General features: G+C 61.5%; 17 protein-coding genes. 5 read left to right on the top strand and 12 right to left on the bottom strand.

Annotation, left to right across the window (positions count from 1 at the left end):
- The 7 genes from EPO09_RS06980 to EPO09_RS06950 all read right to left on the bottom strand — a co-directional run.
- A partial coding sequence (locus tag EPO09_RS06980; RefSeq protein WP_290641541.1) for a hypothetical protein occupies positions 1 to 198 on the bottom strand: 198 nt, incomplete at its 3' end.
- A 228-nt stretch (positions 199 to 426) separates the two neighbouring features.
- Entirely contained in the window at positions 427 to 3,291 is a 2,865-nt protein-coding gene (locus EPO09_RS06975; RefSeq protein ID WP_290641545.1) for a ribonucleoside-diphosphate reductase subunit alpha, read from the bottom strand.
- 284 nt (positions 3,292 to 3,575) lie between these two features.
- On the bottom strand, positions 3,576 to 4,172 hold the full coding sequence (gene ampD / locus EPO09_RS06970; protein WP_290641539.1) for a 1,6-anhydro-N-acetylmuramyl-L-alanine amidase AmpD: 597 nt from the start codon (positions 4,170 to 4,172) through the stop codon (positions 3,576 to 3,578).
- Between the two features lie 11 nt (positions 4,173 to 4,183).
- Entirely contained in the window at positions 4,184 to 5,725 is a 1,542-nt protein-coding gene (locus tag EPO09_RS06965; protein ID WP_290641537.1) for a sigma-54 dependent transcriptional regulator, read from the bottom strand.
- Positions 5,722 to 7,578, bottom strand: a complete 1,857-nt coding sequence (locus tag EPO09_RS06960; protein WP_290641535.1) for an ATP-binding protein — start codon at positions 7,576 to 7,578, stop codon at positions 5,722 to 5,724. Before EPO09_RS06960 ends, EPO09_RS06965 begins: the two co-directional genes overlap by 4 nt.
- A gap of 14 nt (positions 7,579 to 7,592) precedes the next feature.
- Positions 7,593 to 7,832 carry a PP0621 family protein gene (locus EPO09_RS06955; RefSeq protein WP_367200049.1) on the bottom strand — a complete coding sequence of 80 codons (240 nt, stop codon included), beginning with the start codon at positions 7,830 to 7,832 and terminating at the stop codon, positions 7,593 to 7,595.
- Positions 7,833 to 7,846: 14 nt separating this feature from the next.
- Complete coding sequence (locus EPO09_RS06950) at positions 7,847 to 8,710, bottom strand: inner membrane protein YpjD (RefSeq protein WP_290641533.1); 864 nt, start codon at positions 8,708 to 8,710, stop codon at positions 7,847 to 7,849.
- Between the two features lie 32 nt (positions 8,711 to 8,742).
- Here EPO09_RS06950 and ffh point away from each other — a divergent pair, with 32 nt between their 5' ends.
- Together ffh and EPO09_RS06940 are read left to right on the top strand one after the other, a co-directional pair.
- A complete protein-coding gene (gene ffh / locus EPO09_RS06945) occupies positions 8,743 to 10,131 on the top strand; it encodes a signal recognition particle protein (RefSeq protein WP_290641531.1) in 1,389 nt (462 codons plus the stop codon).
- A 193-nt stretch (positions 10,132 to 10,324) separates the two neighbouring features.
- Positions 10,325 to 11,188, top strand: a complete 864-nt coding sequence (locus tag EPO09_RS06940) for a DUF2726 domain-containing protein (protein WP_290641529.1) — start codon at positions 10,325 to 10,327, stop codon at positions 11,186 to 11,188.
- A gap of 41 nt (positions 11,189 to 11,229) precedes the next feature.
- On the opposite strand, the gene ftsY is transcribed toward EPO09_RS06940, so the two are convergent.
- The gene (gene ftsY / locus EPO09_RS06935) at positions 11,230 to 12,381 is read right to left on the bottom strand and encodes a signal recognition particle-docking protein FtsY (RefSeq protein ID WP_290641527.1); all 1,152 of its coding nucleotides are present in this window, start codon (positions 12,379 to 12,381) and stop codon (positions 11,230 to 11,232) included.
- 58 nt (positions 12,382 to 12,439) lie between these two features.
- Between ftsY and rsmD the strand changes: the two genes are divergently transcribed.
- Genes rsmD through EPO09_RS06920 form a run of 3 tightly spaced genes read left to right on the top strand, consistent with a single transcriptional unit; the run spans position 12,440 to position 13,957 of the window.
- Positions 12,440 to 13,123: a 16S rRNA (guanine(966)-N(2))-methyltransferase RsmD gene (gene rsmD / locus EPO09_RS06930; protein ID WP_290641525.1), complete on the top strand. Its 684-nt coding sequence runs from the start codon at positions 12,440 to 12,442 to the stop codon at positions 13,121 to 13,123.
- 42 nt (positions 13,124 to 13,165) lie between these two features.
- Complete coding sequence (gene coaD / locus EPO09_RS06925; protein ID WP_290641523.1) at positions 13,166 to 13,666, top strand: pantetheine-phosphate adenylyltransferase; 501 nt, start codon at positions 13,166 to 13,168, stop codon at positions 13,664 to 13,666.
- A 36-nt stretch (positions 13,667 to 13,702) separates the two neighbouring features.
- Positions 13,703 to 13,957 carry a YfhL family 4Fe-4S dicluster ferredoxin gene (locus tag EPO09_RS06920; protein WP_290641521.1) on the top strand — a complete coding sequence of 85 codons (255 nt, stop codon included), beginning with the start codon at positions 13,703 to 13,705 and terminating at the stop codon, positions 13,955 to 13,957.
- 10 nt (positions 13,958 to 13,967) lie between these two features.
- Here EPO09_RS06920 and EPO09_RS06915 read toward each other — a convergent pair whose 3' ends face one another.
- The 4 genes from EPO09_RS06915 to EPO09_RS06900 form a co-directional block, all read right to left on the bottom strand.
- Complete coding sequence (locus tag EPO09_RS06915; RefSeq protein WP_290641519.1) at positions 13,968 to 14,489, bottom strand: hypothetical protein; 522 nt, start codon at positions 14,487 to 14,489, stop codon at positions 13,968 to 13,970.
- 48 nt (positions 14,490 to 14,537) lie between these two features.
- Positions 14,538 to 15,209 carry an aminoacyl-tRNA hydrolase gene (gene pth, locus EPO09_RS06910; protein WP_290641517.1) on the bottom strand — a complete coding sequence of 224 codons (672 nt, stop codon included), beginning with the start codon at positions 15,207 to 15,209 and terminating at the stop codon, positions 14,538 to 14,540.
- Between the two features lie 90 nt (positions 15,210 to 15,299).
- The gene (locus EPO09_RS06905; protein ID WP_290641515.1) at positions 15,300 to 15,920 is read right to left on the bottom strand and encodes a 50S ribosomal protein L25/general stress protein Ctc; all 621 of its coding nucleotides are present in this window, start codon (positions 15,918 to 15,920) and stop codon (positions 15,300 to 15,302) included.
- 96 nt (positions 15,921 to 16,016) lie between these two features.
- The gene (locus EPO09_RS06900) at positions 16,017 to 16,979 is read right to left on the bottom strand and encodes a ribose-phosphate pyrophosphokinase (protein WP_290641513.1); all 963 of its coding nucleotides are present in this window, start codon (positions 16,977 to 16,979) and stop codon (positions 16,017 to 16,019) included.
- Positions 16,980 to 17,199: the final 220 nt, after the last annotated feature.

Below are 17,199 nucleotides of genomic sequence, written 5' to 3'. Positions count from 1 at the left end.
TGTCGAGCCACCGATTGGGGCTGCGGGTGTCGGTGTGGTGGAGGACATGGTGTTGGCGCCTGGTGCGCTGGATGCAATGCTTGCCTGGCCGTTCGCGAGAGGTGACGGGGCCGTGTTCCGTGCATCGCCAAGCGAAGGGGGCACAGAACCGTTGGGCATTGAAGATGAGTTGGAGGAGTCGTCTTCCCAGACCAGCATGTTGAACATCCTATGGAGTCGGATTATGAAAGGGTGTTGTTAAAAACACCAAGCACTTCTTGACATGAAAGGCCCGTGGTTGTTGCGGGCTTGCATCGAAATGCATCAAGAAGGCATTGAAAGATCATCAGTCGAACAAGGCCTCACACCTTGATGGAGATGTTGAGGCCTTGTTGTTCATGTTGATGAAGTGCGAGTCATCGTGTGTTGATCACTCGCAAGTCGCGATCATTGGCAAGCTTCGCAATCGGGGTTGTCGATCGAGCAGAACTTGATATCGGTTGCGGGCTCTGCGGGTGCAGCTTCAACAGGTGCTTGCGCTTGCTGCGGTGCAGCGTTGGCACCACCGCCCACCATGTTGGACACGGCGTTGAGTTGGCCGCGAGACACGGTCGACTTCTCTGCATGCGTGGCGCTGATGGTGCGCAGGTAGTAGGTGGTCTTGAGGCCACGTACCCATGCGAGCTTGTAGGTTTCGTCGAGCTTCTTGCCCGATGCGCCTGCCATATAGATATTGAGCGACTGCGCCTGGTCGATCCACTTCTGGCGACGCGATGCCGCTTCAACCAGCCACACTGGTTCGACTTCGAAAGCGGTGGCGTACAGGTTCTTGAGCTCTTCAGGCACACGGTCGATGCGGCGCAGCGAACCGTCGAAGTGCTTGAGGTCCATGACCATCACGTCGTCCCACAGGCCCAGCTTCTTGAGGTCGCGCACTAGGTACTCGTTGACCACGGTGAACTCGCCAGACAGGTTGGATTTCACGGACAGGTTGCCGAACGATGGCTCGATCGATGCGTCCACGCCAATGATGTTGGAGATGGTCGCGGTCGGGGCGATGGCCACGCAGTTGGAGTTGCGCATGCCGAACATGGCGATGCGGGCACGCAGGGCATCCCAGTCCATCGAAGTCGAGCTGTCGACCTCAACGTAGCCGCCGCGTTGTTCTGCCAGCAACTTGATGGAGTCGATCGGCAGGATGCCGCGATCCCACAGCGAGCCGCGGTAGCTGGAGTAGCGGCCGCGCTCTTCGGCCAGTTCGGTTGAAGCCCAGTAGGCGTGATAGCAGATGGCTTCCATCGAGCGATCGGCAAACTCGATCGCTTCCTGGCTGGCGTAAGGCGTGCGCAATTGATAGAGCGCATCCTGGAAGCCCATGATGCCCAGGCCAACAGGGCGGTGACGCAGGTTGGAGTCGCGGGCCTTCTTGACGGCGTAGTAGTTGATGTCGATGACGTTGTCGAGCATGCGCATCGCCGTCTTCACCGTCTTCTTGACCTTCTCCTGATCGATCGCGCCATCCTTGATGTGCTGAGCCAGGTTGACCGAGCCCAGGTTGCACACGGCGATTTCGCCACCGTTGGTGTTCAGGGTGATCTCGGTGCACAGGTTCGAGGAGTGCACCACGCCCACGTGTTGTTGAGGCGAGCGAACGTTGCAGGCGTCCTTGAACGTGATCCAGGGGTGGCCGGTTTCGAACAGCATCGACAGCATGCGACGCCACATGTCGGTGGCCTTCACGCGCTTGAACAGCTTGATCTCGCCGCGGTCAGCCTTGGCTTCGTAGGCGGTGTAGGCCTCTTCGAATGCCTTGCCGAACTTGTCGTGCAGATCAGGGCAGGTGGCGGGCGAGAACAAGGTCCAGTCGCCGTTTTCCATCACGCGACGCATGAACAGGTCGGGAATCCAGTTGGCCGTGTTCATGTCGTGGGTACGACGGCGGTCGTCACCGGTGTTCTTGCGCAGCTCCAGGAACTCTTCCACGTCCAGGTGCCACGATTCCAGATAGGCGCAGACAGCGCCCTTGCGCTTGCCGCCCTGGTTCACGGCCACGGCGGTGTCGTTGACCACTTTCAGGAAGGGGACCACGCCTTGCGACTTGCCATTGGTGCCCTTGATGTGCGAGCCCAGTGCGCGAACCGGCGTCCAGTCGTTGCCCAGACCGCCAGCGAACTTGGACAGCAGGGCGTTTTCCTTGATGGCTTCGTAGATGCCGTCGAGGTCGTCAGGCACGGTGGTCAGGTAGCACGACGACAGTTGCGAGCGACGGGTGCCGGAGTTGAACAGCGTGGGGGTGGACGACATGAAGTCGAACGAGGACAGCAGTTCGTAGAACTCGATGGCGCGGGCTTCGCGGTCGATTTCGTTGAGGGCCAGGCCCATGGCGACGCGCATGAAGAACGCTTGCGGCATTTCAATGCGCTTGCCTTCGGTGTGCAGGAAGTAGCGGTCGTACAGGGTTTGCAGGCCGAGGTAGTCGAAGTTCAGGTCGCGTTCGTACTTGATGGCCGCACCCAGACGAGCCAGGTCGTACTGTTGCATGCGGTCGTCCAGCAACTCGGCTTCCACGCCCTTCTTGATGAATTGGGGGAAGTACTCGGCGTAACGCGTGGCCATTTCGGCGTGCGTGACTTCATCGCCGAGGATTTCGCGGCGGATGGTGTGTTGCAGCAGGCGAGCGGTGGCGCGGGTGTAAGCGGGGTCGTGCTCGATGCGGGTACGGGCGGCCAGGATGGCGGCCTTGTAGACCTCGTCGATGGAGACGCCGTCATACAGATTGCGTTGGGTCTCGGCCAGGATGGGGGCAGCTTTGACGTCATCGCCCAGGCCCGAGCAGGCTTCCACGATCAGGCCTTGCAGGCGGGCCAGATCCAGGGGGACGCGCTGGCCGCGGTCGATCACGGTCAGGGTGGGCAGGGCGGCTGCTTGTTGGGCATCGGCCTGCTTGGCGCGCTCTTGCGAACGGCGCTCGCGGTACAGCACGTAAGCGCGGGCGATTTCGTGATGGCCGCCGCGCATCAGGGACAGTTCGACCTGATCCTGGATGTCTTCGATGTGGAAGGTGCCGCCGCTTGGACGCGAACGCAGCAGGCCGCGCACGACCATCTCGGTCAGGCCATCGACGGTTTCGCGCACGGACGCCGATGCGGCGCCTTGCGTGCCGTGAACGGCCAGGAAGGCCTTCATCAGAGCGACAGCGATCTTGCTGGGTTCAAACGAGACGACCGCACCATTGCGTCGGATGATCTGGTAGGCCGAGTACGCGGATTGGCGAGGCTCGACAGCCATGGCAGCGGCGGCTGCGCCGGGCATGACGGAGGCAGAGGTAGGCATGGTGCTGGGCGTGGACGTTTGCATGTAATTCCCTTCAGGATCGCCAGGCTGGTATGGGGTTCAGCCTGTTGAAATCAGGCGATCGGGGTGGCCGATCGCAACTGCGGAGGACACTATATCTGGTGTTTGATGCGCTTTGAAGCGCTACCCGTAGTGTCTGGCCGTGACTATAACGCTTTTTTACACCCACCCCGCGAACAGGGGGAAAAACAAGGGAAATCGCCAATGGGGGAAGTCGGCATGACAGCCGAGGGGGAAGGCGGTTAGGCGGTTTGCGATGGGTTTTGCAGTGCGGCAAATTGCGCCGCCGGGCGCCCTGTCAGGGTGTGCAAATGCGCCCAGTTGAAGGCCATGCCCGGGTCCTTCTTGCGGCCCGGTGCCACGTGCTCATGCCCGGCGATCTGGGTGATGGGCCATCGTTGCGAGAGCGCATCAAGCAAGGTTGCCAGTGCATCGTATTGCGGCATGTCGAAGAGGGTATCTTCCAGCCCTTCAAGTTCGATGCCCACGCTGTAATCGTTGCAATTGTCGCGACCTTGCCAACTCGAACGACCCGCATGCCACGCCCTGTCGTTGACCGAGACGAATTGAAGCAACTCACCCGTGCGGCGAATGACGAAATGGGCTGAGACCTCGGCGCCGCGGATCTGTTCGAAGTAGGGGTGGGTCGACCAGTCCAGTTGGTTGGTGAACAAGCGCTCGATCTCGTCGCCGCCGTATTCACCGGGCGGCAGGCTGATGGAGTGGATCACCGCCAGGTCGATGGCGATGCCGGCCGGCCGCGGACCGAAGTTGGGAGAGGGGATGTGACGGGCGTCCTTGAACCAGCCGTTTTGCCACATCTCACGTTGATCGGGCATGGCTTGTTGCTTCAGACGGCGTCTGTGTCGGCGTCCGGGTCAAAGCGCTCGCCCAATACGATGCCTTGATCGGTGACCTGCACGCCCAACCTGGCCATGCGGTAGCGCATTTGTCGCAAGGACAAGCCCAGGCTGGCGCCTGCAGCGGTGCGGTTGAGGCGATGGTGTTCCAGCGCGCGAACGAGGATGTCTCGCTCGATCTGATCCAGGTGGGTGACCAGATCGGTGGGCAGCACAGCCTTGACTGGCTGCTCATGTGGTGTCGGTGCTTCGTTTGATGCGTGGATGCCAACAGGGGGCATCTCATTTGCGGGCGGCGCCTGAGATGGCGTTGGTTGCGACAGGCCCAGGTCCTCTGGTTCCAGGGTGTGATGTCCGCTGAGCGCCACGGCTCGGTGCAACAGGTTTTCCAACTCGCGCACATTGCCTGGAAAGCGATGACTCAAGAGCGCCGATTGAGCGGCCAGGCTCAGTTGGGGAACGCTGCCATGGCCGGATTCATGGGCAATGCGCTCCAGGATGCGTTGGCTCAGTTGATGCAGATCTTCCAGGCGCTCACGCAAGGCGGGCAGGGTGATCTGAATGACGTTGAGGCGATAGAAAAGATCTTGCCGAAAACGCCCGGCCAGTACTTCGGCTTGCAGGTCTTTGTGTGTGGCGCTGATGATGCGCACGTCCACGAGGACTTCCTGCGTGGCGCCTACGGCACGCACGGCGCGTTCCTGAATGGCGCGCAAAAGCTTGGATTGCATGGCCAGGGGCAGATCCCCTATTTCATCGAGGAAAAGCGTGCCTCCGTCGGCTGCCTGAAAGAAACCTTCGCGTTCTTCCGTGGCCCCCGTGAAAGCGCCTTTGCGGTGGCCAAAGAACTCGGCCTCCAGCAGTTGCTCCGGGATGGCGCCGCAGTTCACGGCGATGAAAGGCTGTGCCGATCGGGTGCTGACGTCATGGATGGCGCGGGCGACCAATTCCTTGCCTGTGCCCGATTCACCCCACAGCAGCACCGGTGCCATGCTGCGCGAGACCTTGTCGATCATCACGCGCACTTGCTGCATGCCGATGCTGTTGCCCGCGAGCCGGGACAAGGCTGTGCGGCTCTTGTCTGACTGCGGCGACAGGGCGCCTGTGCTGGACTGACCGGACGACGAGGCCGGTAGCGATGGCATGTGGGCTACATGCGCGCTGCCCAGGGCTGAGGCGACCACGGAGCGGAACTGCTTGAGGTCCACCGGTTTGGTCAGGTAGTCATAGGCGCCTGCCTTGAGCGCACTGACAGCGTTTTCTGCCGAGCCATAAGCCGTGATGACAATGGCCTTTTCAGGGCGGCCTTCAGATTCGATCTGCCGAAGGATGTCCAGGCCCGTGCCGTCAGGCAGGCGCATGTCGGTGATCACAACGCTGAAAGGGTGTTCAGCCAGCAACTGGCGGGCATCGTCAACGCTGCCAGCGGTTTCGATGTCATAGCCTTCGCGCAGAAGGGTCAACTCATACAGCGTGCGCAGGTCCGGCTCGTCGTCCACGACGAGCAGGCGATGTTTGGCAGGGGTGCTCATGCAGTGGGGCTGGTTGCAGCAAGGGGCTCGACAGGAACCGTGACAAAGAACTCGTTGCGATGACGCAAGGGCGGTGGGTGCAGCCGGTAATCAATGTTGGCACCGTGTCGCTCGCACAGTTCTCGGCAAATATACAAGCCCAGGCCGGTGCCGCGACTGCGTGTGGAGAAGAAGGGCTCAAATAAGGAGCGTTCGGTGTCCGCGGAGACGGGGTCGCCGTCGTTGGATATCGACAGCATCAGCATGCCGGAGGGATCGGCTGAAGGCATCCATCGCAGGGTGACATTGATGGCGCCGGGTTCGCCCGTGTTGTAGCGCAAGGCGTTGTCCAGCAGGTTGACCAGCACGCGCTGCAGATGCTCGGGCTCGAATCGGATCTTGAGGTGGGGGTAGGAGGGTGCCTTCTGGCAGCCTGATGTGTCTATGTCCAGCAGGCTGTCTTCGCCTGTTGTCAGTCCTTGCGTGCTGCGCCAGTCGTTGCAGATGGCCACGATGGTCTCGATGGGGTCGATGGCCGGGGCTGGCGGGCGTACACCGGGGGCCACGGCCAGAATGTCGTCGATGATGTGCTTGAGCCGGCCGACGTTGTCGGTCACCAGTTGTGTCAGCTTTTTTTGCGTGGCGGTGGCTGCGTCTTCTGACAGCAAGGCGTTGGCCTGCGCAATGGCCGCCAGCGGGTTGCGGATTTCATGGGCGATGCCGGCGGACATGCGCCCCATGGCTGCCAACTTGTCCTGGCGCTGGCGGGTGCGCACAGCGCGCAGATCTTCCAGCAGCATCACGCACATGTCTTCGGGCGTGCGCCCACCCTTGCCTTTGGTGAACCGCACGCGCAAACGCAGGTCACGTTGCGTCTGATCATCGAATTGCAATGTGACGTCCAGGCCATCCTCGGCACGCTGGGGGCTGCCCTGTGCACGTTCGACAGCCTTGATCAGGCCAAGCCACGCAGGGACACCTCTCAACTGAAACGGGGCAGCCGGCGTGATGCCTTGCGAGGCGAGCAGACGCCTGGCAGCGGGATTGGCCGTGCGCACGCGGCCTTGTCGGTCCACGACCATGACGCCCTCTGTCATCTCCTCGATCACCAGGCGATTGAGCTGCGCTTGTTGTCGCGCCAGTTCCAGGCTGCCTCGGGCGCTGCGCTCTTCCTTGGTCAAGCGCGCAGACAGTTCGCTGGCCAGCGCGGCAATCGCGAACAGCCCAAAACCCGTGAGGCCCGCCTGGGTCACCAAGGTTGTGACGTTGTTGCCATCGCTGCCTTGCAGCAGCGCGGCCGCCAGCAGATTCAATGTGGCAGCCGCCGCGACGCCCAGCGCCATGATGCGCGTCATCAAAACAGCGGCCATCAACACGGGCAGGACCAGCAATGCCTGAGAGTTCACTGCACTGCCGGTGAAGTAGTGCATCAAGGCAAAGAAGACCAGGTCAAGGCCTACGCTGGCCAGTGCCTGGCGCGGCCGCAGCGACTGCAATTCGGTTCGGTTGCCTTGCGTCTTGATGGGCAGCGTCAGCAAGGCAACGGTGACGATGGCGTAGCCGAAGGTGGACAGAAAGAGCCAAAGAGGTGGGCGGCTGCCCAGCAGCCAGGACCCCACAACCAGGCCCAGAAGCACCACGGCCAGCGCGAAGCGCGCACTCAGGAAGGCGCGGTAAATGCGGTGAAAGGATGGCCGGTTGATCTCACTGACGCGATCCGCAGGTGCCGCCTTGCCGTGGTCATACGTTGGTGGCAGCGCTTGCGTGCTCTCGCCGAACGCTGTTTCGGCCATGCCGGGATCAGCCCAGGTGTCAGCGGTTGGTGGTGCCCCGAACCAGGAGGCCTGAGAGTCGCGTGGTGGTGTGTACGGCATGGACTTTTGTGGGCTCAAGCCTGCCGCGGGCCGGCCTGGCGGTGAGCCGTGCTGCAGTACGGTTGGCCGTGACCGTCCTTGAGGGCTTCGCCTTCGGGCAGGTGTACGCCACAGTGTGCGCACTGAACCATGTTTTCTGCCCGATCCTGGCTTGGTTTGGGCGGCGGCGGTGTGGGTCCCTGGCGTTTGCCTCGCAGGGCCGGCGAGTAGAACAGCCAGATGATCACCACAGCGAGCAAGAGGTATTTCAACATGATGAACGCTGGACTCAGGCGGCCGTAGGACGGTGCAAAACCACTTCAAGCACGAAGCGCGAGCCCACATAAGCCAGCAACAGCAAGGTGGAGCCCGCTACCAGCCAGCGTACGGCTTGCCTGCCGCGCCAGCCAAAGCGCGCGCGGCCAATGAGCAGTACGGCAAAGACCAGCCACGACAGCACGGAAAACACGGTTTTGTGATCCCAGCGCCAGGGCGTGGCGAACAGCGCGCCCAACAGCAAGGTCAGGCTGAGCATCACGAAGCCCGCGCCAACAAACCTGAGCGTCAGTGATTCCAGTCGCAGCAGAGGGATGCCCATGGCCTGGCCAGGCAATGCTGGCGCGGGGATCTGGCCCGAGACAGGTTTGGCTCGCAGTTGTTTTTCCGCATGCCTGAGCAAGGCCGCGTGCAGGAGTGCCGCACCGATCAGACCATAGGAGGCGAAGCCTGTGATCCAGTGCAGGGGTGCCCAAGGTGAGCCCAATTTGGCGTGCTCCTGCCCAGGGAAATACCAGGCGAGGCACACCGTCAATGCGGCCAGCACGCCCAGTACGCGCCTGATGCTGGGCAAACCCAGTCGGCGGTTTTCGAGGGCGTAGACGGCCAGCACCAGCCAGGTTGTGACCGACAGGGCGGGCGCAAATCCGAAGCGTGCATGCCAAACGGGGCCATCAAATGCCACGGTATCCAGCACAATGGCTGCAGCCTGAGCCAACCAGCCCAGGCAAAGCGCAGCCCAGACGGGTCTTTCATATGGCGTTTGCCCCAGTCCACTTGCGGATTGAGGCCAGGCGCTGGCCAGCACATAAGCCAGTACGGCCAGGCAGCTGGGCCAGAACGTGGAAGACGTGAGCAAGGCGGGCGATAAAATCATGTCTCGAGTTTAAGAGCACAAGCAGCTATTTCATGGCATCCAACCTCACAGAACGACTGAGTCGCCTGGTTAAAACCATGCGCGGCCAGGCCCGCATCACCGAATCCAACGTGCAGGACATGTTGCGCGAGGTCCGCATGGCGCTGCTGGAGGCCGACGTGGCCTTGCCGGTGGTCAAGGATTTCATCGCCCGCGTCAAGGACAAGGCCCTTGGCCAGGAAGTGGTGTCTTCCCTGACGCCAGGCCAAGTCCTGGTCAGCATCGTCCAAAAGGAGATGGCCGCCACGATGGGCGAGGGCGTGTCTGACATCAACCTGGCCACCCAGCCGCCTGCGATCATCCTGATGGCGGGTCTGCAAGGTGCCGGTAAAACCACGACCACAGCCAAGCTGGCCAAGCACCTGATCGAAAAGCGCAAGAAGAAAGTGCTGACGGTCTCCGCCGACATCTATCGCCCGGCCGCCATCGAACAGTTGAAGACGGTGACAGCGCAAGCCGGTGCCGAGTGGTTCCCGTCCGACCCCAGCCAGAAGCCGCATGACATCGCCCTGGCTGCGATCGATTACGCCAAACGCCACTACTTCGATGTGCTGCTGTTCGACACGGCAGGCCGTCTGGCGATTGACGAAGTGCTGATGACCGAGATCAAGGATCTGCATGCCTTGCTCAAGCCGGTCGAGACGCTGTTCGTGGTCGATGCCATGCAAGGTCAGGATGCCGTCAACACGGCCAAAGCCTTCAAGGATGCGCTGCCACTGACTGGTGTCGTGCTGACCAAGCTGGATGGTGACTCGCGCGGCGGTGCGGCGTTGTCCGTGCGCCAGATCACGGGCGTGCCCATCAAGTTCGCGGGTGTTTCCGAAAAGATCGATGGCCTGGAAGTCTTCGATGCCGATCGCCATGCGGGCCGTGTGCTGGGCATGGGTGACATCGTCGCGCTGGTCGAAGAAGTGCAAAAGGGCGTGGACATCGAGGCCGCGCAAAAGTTGGCCGACAAGTTCAAGTCCGGTGCCGATTTCGACTTCAACGATTTCCTGGCCCAGATCAGCCAGATGAAGAAGATGGGCGGCTTGTCCGGCCTCATCGACAAGCTGCCGACGGAGCTGGCGGCCAAAGCCGGCCAGGCTGACATGGGCAAGGCCGAGCGCGACGTGCGCCGCATGGAAGGCATCATCAGCGCGATGACGGCCAAGGAGCGCCGCCAGCCTGCCTTGCTGATGGACGGCAAGAGCAAGGCCAGCCGCAAGCGCCGCATCGCCCAAGGTGCCGGCGTGCAGATTCAGGATGTGAATCGCCTGCTCAACCAGTTCGAGCAGATGCAGACCATGATGAAGAAGATGAAGGGCGGCGGGCTCTTCAAGATGATGAAGCGCATGGGCGGCATGAAAGGCATGCCTGGCATGCCCGGCATGGGCCGCTGATACCGCTTGTCACGACCCTGTCTGTAAACCCGGTTGACCCGTCCAAGCGGCCCCTGTTAGCGTGTGTGACATGTGTTGCGCATGCAACCAGGGGCTTCAGTCGGATCATGCCTTTGCCGATGAGCCTGATGAAACCGCGTGCTGTTTGCACTCGGCTTGTGCTTGGGGCAGGAAGGCCTGAATGATGTTGGACATGGTAGCGACCTGGCCGGTCTTGATGGCCGGTATTCTGGGATCAGCCGGCATAGCCGGTGCGTGGTGGTACAGCCGGCATCATCAGGCGGCACCAGTGCGCCCGGGCCGAGGTGATGCGCCCAGATCCAAATCCCGCCAGGAGGGCAAAGCGCGCTTTGGCCGCAAGCCTGCTGACGACGCAGCAGACAATCTGGACACCTTGATCGGTTGGGAGCCCGTGGCCACGCGCGTGCTGACCACGGGTGAGCGTGATGCTTATCACGTTCTGCGCAAGGCCTTGCCTGATCACGTGATCCTGGCGCAAGTGCCGGTGGCGCGTTTCATCAAGGTGCCGACCAAGAACTCCTACAGCGAATGGTTGCGCCGTGTCGGCTCCTTGTGCGCCGATCTGGTCGTGTGCGACATGGCTTCCCAGGTGATTGCGGTGGTCGAGATACGCCAGCCCATGTCCAAGGAAAAAGAGCGCAGCCAGCGCCGCCATGCCCGTATGGACCGCGTGCTGGCTGCCGCGCGCATTCCCGTTCACGTGTGGCTGGAGGGCGCCTTGCCTGGCCCGGCTGTGGCCCGTGAGACTGTGCTGGGGGCGGCGCTCAATACATCTGGCCGATCTGGCTACAACGATGCCAGCGTGGCGCGCCGGGATGCGGAAGCCGCTGCTGTCGTGGCTTCGATGCAAAGCCCGGTGGGATCGATGAACGGCATGAGTGTCAACGAGTCGGCGGTTGATCTGCCCTTGGATGACTGGTCTTATGCCGATGACACGCCGGAAGGGGAGCGCAAAGAACCCCCACCCTCAACGTGGTTCGATGATCTTGATTCGAGTGCCATGCCACTGGAAGCGGGTGCCGTTCAGCGTCACTGATTGATCGAAATTGCAACCGGGCGTGTGTCCGACTGCTGGCCTCAGGCCAGCAGTGCCTGGGCAAATTCACGCGCGCTGAAGGTTTGCAGATCTTCCAGCTTTTCGCCCACGCCGATGAAGTAGACCGGCACGGCACTGTGGCGCTCGCGAGACCACAAGGCAATGGCCGCCAGCACGCCGCCCTTGGCGGTGCCGTCCAGCTTGGTGACGATCAGGCCGGTCAGCCCCAACGCCTCATCAAAAGCCTTGACTTGAGACAGTGCGTTCTGACCTGTGTTGCCGTCCACGACCAGCAGCACCTCGTGAGGCGCCGTGTCCATGGCCTTGCCGATCACGCGCTTGACCTTGCGCAGTTCTTCCATCAGGTGCAATTGCGTGGCCAGGCGGCCGGCGGTATCGGCGATCACCACATCGCAGCCACGTGAACGGCCCGCTTGCACGGCATCGAACGTGACGGCAGCGGGATCGCCGCCTTCCTGGGCCACGATCTCCACATTGTTGCGATCAGCCCAGACCAGCAGTTGCTCGCGGGCTGCCGCACGGAAGGTGTCGGCAGCCGCCAGCAGCACCTTCTGGCCGGCGTCTGACAGGTGCCGTGTGAGCTTGCCGATCGATGTGGTCTTGCCTGCACCGTTGACGCCGGCAACCATGATCACGGTCGGTGTGTGCAGGCCCACAACCAGGGACTTCTCCAGCGGTTGGAGCAGGTCGGTGATGGCATCGATCAACAGGTTCTTGACCTGCGACGGATCCGTAGCCTTGGTTTCCTTGACGCGGCGTTTGAGGTCGGCCAGCAGATGCTCCGTGGCTGCCACGCCAGCATCAGCCATCAGCAGCGCTGATTCCAGCTCTTCATAAAGTGCGTCGTCAATCTGCGTGCCGGTGAAGACTTGCGCGATGCTGGAGCCCGTCTTGCGAAGGCCTGCGCGTAGCTTGTCCAGCCAGGAGCGGCGCTCTGGCGCGGGCGCTTTGGGGGCTTCTGCTGCCGCGGCTGGTTCGCTCGCGGCAACGGGTGCTGGCGCCGATGCCGGTATCGACAGCGGGGCAGGGGCGTTGACCACCGCAGGCTGAGGTGCGGGCGAGGCTGCTGGTGCCGGTGCAGACGTCTGAGCCGCGTCTGGCGCGGGCTTGTCCGACGTGGCTTCCGGCTGGGTGGATCCCCATCCCAGCTTTTTCTTGATGAAACTGAACATGCGTGCATTGTAAGAGCCGCAGCTTTTTACAATAGGCGTCACCTCAAGACAGGACAACATGAGCGCAACACGTTCCAACAAGCCCGATGCCGTCAAGGGCGCGCAAACCAAAGCCGCCCAGAAGGTGGCTCGCACGGCCGCGCAGGAAGTTCGCCTTATTGGTGGCCAATGGAAGCGCTCCGTTCTGCCTGTGCCCGTGTCCGCAGGTTTGCGCCCGACACCAGGGCGCGTGCGCGAAACCCTGTTCAACTGGCTCGGGCAGGATCTGTCAGGCTGGCGGGTGCTGGATGCCTTTGCAGGCAGCGGCGCATTGGGCCTGGAGGCTGCTTCGCGTGGTGCCGATGAGGTGACCCTGCTTGAGCGCGAGCCCGTTCTGGTTCGCAGTCTGCAAGCCACGTTGACCAAGCTGAAAGCCTCGCAGGTGAAGTTGCAGCAGGCCGAGGCAGTGAGCTGGATGCGTCAGCCTCGCCAGGTCGGCGCGTTTGATCTGGTGTTTCTGGATCCGCCTTTTGATGAGGCCTTGTTCTGGCCTGCTTTGACGGCAGCATTGAACTGCGTGCCCGATGGCGGTTGGATCTACCTGGAATCACCGACCGCTTTGGCCGACCTGCCCGACGCCCCACAACACGCCGGGCTGATTGCTCAATTGACGCCACATCGTCACGGGCAGGCCGGGGTAGTGCACTTTCACCTTTTTAGGCGCGTGGCTGCTGACCAGGCTCAGCCTGCTGGGCTTGCTTGAGCCTTACACTGCGCGCAAAGCCACATCAACATGGAGTCTCGCTTGAGTTCTGCTTCGCTGACCGCTGTCTACCCCGGTACCTTTGATCCCATGACCCTGGGTCATGCTGATCTGATGCGTCGTGCCAGCCAGTTGTTTGGCCGCCTGATCCTGGCGGTCGCGGCGGGGCATCACAAGCGCACCATGTTCACGATTGACGAGCGCCTGGCGATGGCCAAGGAGCTGGCCAGCGAGTATGACAATGTGGAAGTGATCGCGTTCTCGGGTTTGCTGCGTGATTTCGTCGTGAACAACGGCGGCAAGGTGGTCGTGCGCGGTCTGCGCGCCGTCAGCGACTTCGAATACGAGTTCCAGATGGCTGGCATGAACCGCCAGTTGATGCCCGATGTCGAAACCGTGTTCCTGACTCCATCCGATCAATACCAGTTCGTGTCCGGCACCTTCGTGCGTGAAATCGCGATGCTCGGTGGCGACGTGTCCAAATTCGTGGCGCCCAGCGTGCTGGCTCGCCTGCATGAGCGCGTATCGCGCAAGGCGGACTGAGTCCTCACGCCGAAGATCATCACAGGCAGAAGTTCCATGGCCCTGACCATCACCTCCGAATGCATCAACTGTGATGTGTGTGAACCCGAGTGCCCCAACCAGGCGATCTCGATGGGCGAAACCATCTATGTGATCGATCCGGCCAAGTGCACGGAATGCATCGGCCACTTCGATGAGCCGCAGTGTGTGCAGGTCTGCCCGGTCGAGTGCATTCCGGTTCATCCTGATCACGTGGAAACGCCTGATCAGTTGTGGGTGAAGTACCGCAAGCTGCAGGAAAAGGCGGCTTGATGCAGGGTGTTCAGAACGCCGTGCTTTGATTGCCCGACGAAGGCTGCGCTGATGAGGTCGCAGCCTTTTTCATTGGCTTGATGCGAATGGGTTTGCTCATGTCGCTGACGGGCACGGGATCGTGCGTGTTGGGCGTGCTTTGAATGACATGAGGCCCACCTTTGCCAGACAGACTGATGGCGTTTTCTTTTGCGGCCATCCGTTCTTCGTGCCGTCTTTCGCGTTGCATCCGCCTGGCCAGCTTGGCGTCTCGCTCGAGGTTGTTGCTGGCTTGTTTATGTTGGCCATGCGAGCGCGCATCTTTCAGCGTAAGCAGTTCGCCGCCTTCCGGGCACGCTTGCTGGCTGTAGTTGATCTGGCCTGATGGGGCCTTGCAGCGCCAGGTCTGGCTGGGTTTGGCGACTTGAGTATCTGAAGCCGCTGCTTGAGCGGGGTTCATCGGCAGCCATGCCGTCAGCAGCATCGCAATGCCAGCCAGACCGAAAAACTTTGTCAGGCACATTCGTGCGCTGGGTGTACAACGGTTCATCATGCATTCCTCCTGATTTTTGCGGGCCTGCAGCGTCTGTTGCGCTGTTTATCAGCCTTGTTGTGAATCGGCCTGTTTGTCACCTGCTGTTGATTCGGGTTGGGCTGGCGAGGGCTTGTCCGGCGCCTCCTTGCGTGGAGGCTTCGGACGCTGCGGTTGCGCATGCACGACCGTGACGGCCTTGCTCATGTCGCCGGCCAGCATGGCATCGACGGCGCCCAGCGATTGGTCAATGCATTTGAAGATGGCTTCGCGCTCGGACTGCGGCGGTTTGCGCAGCACATAGTTGGCGACTTCGTGCTTGAGTCCAGGGTGCCCGATGCCCAGACGCAGGCGCCAGTAATCAGGTGTGCCCAGTTGGGCGTGGATGTCTCGCAGGCCGTTGTGGCCACCGTGGCTGCCGCTTTTCTTCAGCTTGACCTGGCCGGGCAGCAGATCCAGTTCGTCGTGCACGACCAGGACTTCTTCCGGCGTGATCTTGAAGAAGCGGGCCAGTGCGCCAACCGACTTGCCTGACAAGTTCATGTAGGTCTGGGGTTGCAGCAGCCAGACGGGGCCTTGCGGCAGATTGGCGCGTGCCACCAGGCCGTGATAGGCGCGATCAGGCTGCAGCGAGACGCCGAAGCGGCGCGCCAGATCGTCAATGAACCAGAAGCCCGCGTTGTGGCGGGTGTCTTCGTATTCCGGGCCGGGGTTACCGAGTCCTACAAACAGTCGAATCATGATGGGTGCGGATTATCGGAGTGGCCTCCACAAAAAGAAAAGCCCCGCTTGAGCGGGGCTTGACTCGCGTGAGCGCAAGGAGAGAAGTGATTACTTCTTCTTCTTGCCCTTGGCGGGTTCGGCAGCAGCCACAGGAGCGGCGATGACTTCTTCCACGGGCTCGACAACGGTAGCCAGTGTAGGAGCCTTGCGGCCGTGCGTCAGCACCTTGATGTGGGCAGCCAGGCCCAGGTCTTCCACGCCGAAAGTCTGGCCCTTGACGGCCTTGCTCAGGTCGCAGGTCAGGAATTCGGGCAGCTGTTCAGCCAGGCACTCGATTTCCAGTTCGGTGGTCACGTGGTTGATGATGCACTTGTCCAGCTTGACTGCAGGAGCGTCGGCCTCGCCCACGAAGTGCACGGGCACCTTCTTGTGGATCTTGGTGGTGGCGTCAACGCGTTGGAAGTCAACGTGCAGAACCAGCATCTTGTAGGGGTGAGCCTGGTAGTCGCGCAGCAGGACCTTTTCGACCTTGCCATTCAGATCCATCTCGAGGACGGACGAATGGAAGGCTTCCTTGCGCATGGCGTGGTACAGCGCGTTGTGGTCCAGTTCGATGTTCTTTGGCTCTTGGCCGGCACCGTAAACGATGCCAGGTGTCTTGCCGGAAATGCGCAGGCGGCGGCTCGCTCCGGTCCCCTGCAGGGTACGCTCAAAGGCGGTGAATTTCATGGAGTACTCCAAGTTGATTCAAGTTGAATCAGCGCCCGCGACCAGGCGCTGTGAAAAAACCGGCGCACCTTGCGGTTTGCCGGTCGAGAACACGGATCAGAAGTTGTTGTTCTGTTCCGAGAAGAGGGACGTCACCGACTCACCATCGGTGATACGGCGGATGGTTTCCGCAAACAGGAAAGCGGTGGAGAGCTGGCGAATCTTCGGCGTGCCCTTGGCGCTGTCGTTGAGCGGAATGGTGTTGGTGATCACGACTTCGTCGAGATGCGAATTCTTGATGCGTTCGATGGCAGGGCCAGAGAACACAGCGTGCGTGCAGTAGGCGTACACGCTCTTGGCGCCGCGCTCCTTGAGCACTTCGGCAGCCTTCACAAGGGTGCCTGCGGTGTCGATCATGTCGTCCATGATCACGCAGTTGCGGCCGTCGATTTCACCGATGACGTGCATCACTTCAGACACATTGGCCTTGGGGCGACGCTTGTCGATGATGGCCAGGTCGCAACCGAGTTGTTTGGCCAGCGCGCGGGCGCGCACCACGCCACCGACGTCAGGCGACACGACCACGAGGTCTTGATAATTCTTGGCCTGCAGGTCGGACAACAGCACGGGCGAAGCGTAGATGTTGTCGACGGGGATGCGGAAGAAGCCCTGGATCTGGTCGGCGTGGAGGTCCATGGTCAGGACGCGCTCGACACCCACAGTTTCCAGCAGATCAGCCACGACGCGGGCCGAGATGGGCACACGGGTCGAACGAGGGCGGCGATCCTGGCGGGCATAGCCGAAGTAGGGGATCACGGCGGTGATACGTTGGGCCGAGGCGCGCTTGAGTGCGTCGACCATCACCAGCAGTTCCATCAGGTTGTCGTTCGTGGGGGCGCAGGTGGACTGCACCACGAACACTTCGCGACCGCGCACGTTTTGCTGGATTTCAACCGTGGTTTCGCCATCCGAGAAGCGGCCGACGGCGGCCTTACCCAGAGAGATACCCAGATTGGAGGCGATTTCCTGAGCGAGCGCCGGATTGGCGTTGCCGGTGAACAGAACGGTATCGGAGAGCATGATGGGCCGATCGATGTGCGTTTGGGCTGATGGCGAGAAAATAGCATCTGCCCAACACCTTGCCCTCAGAAGCACCTGACGTCGGTCAGGAGATAAGCCTTCGCGGAAGGTATGGGGCAGGTGTGTGTTCGACTTGGATCGAACGAATTATTTGGCAGGGGAAGAAGGATTCGAACCCTCGTATGTCGGAATCAAAATCCGATGCCTTAACCAACTTGGC

The sequence above is a fragment of the Aquabacterium sp. genome (assembly GCF_004297345.1).
In the GTDB taxonomy this organism is placed as follows: Bacteria; Pseudomonadota; Gammaproteobacteria; order Burkholderiales; family Burkholderiaceae_C; genus Aquabacterium.
Note: the sequence above shows the minus strand (reverse complement) of the source record. Positions and strands in the feature narration are given on the sequence as shown.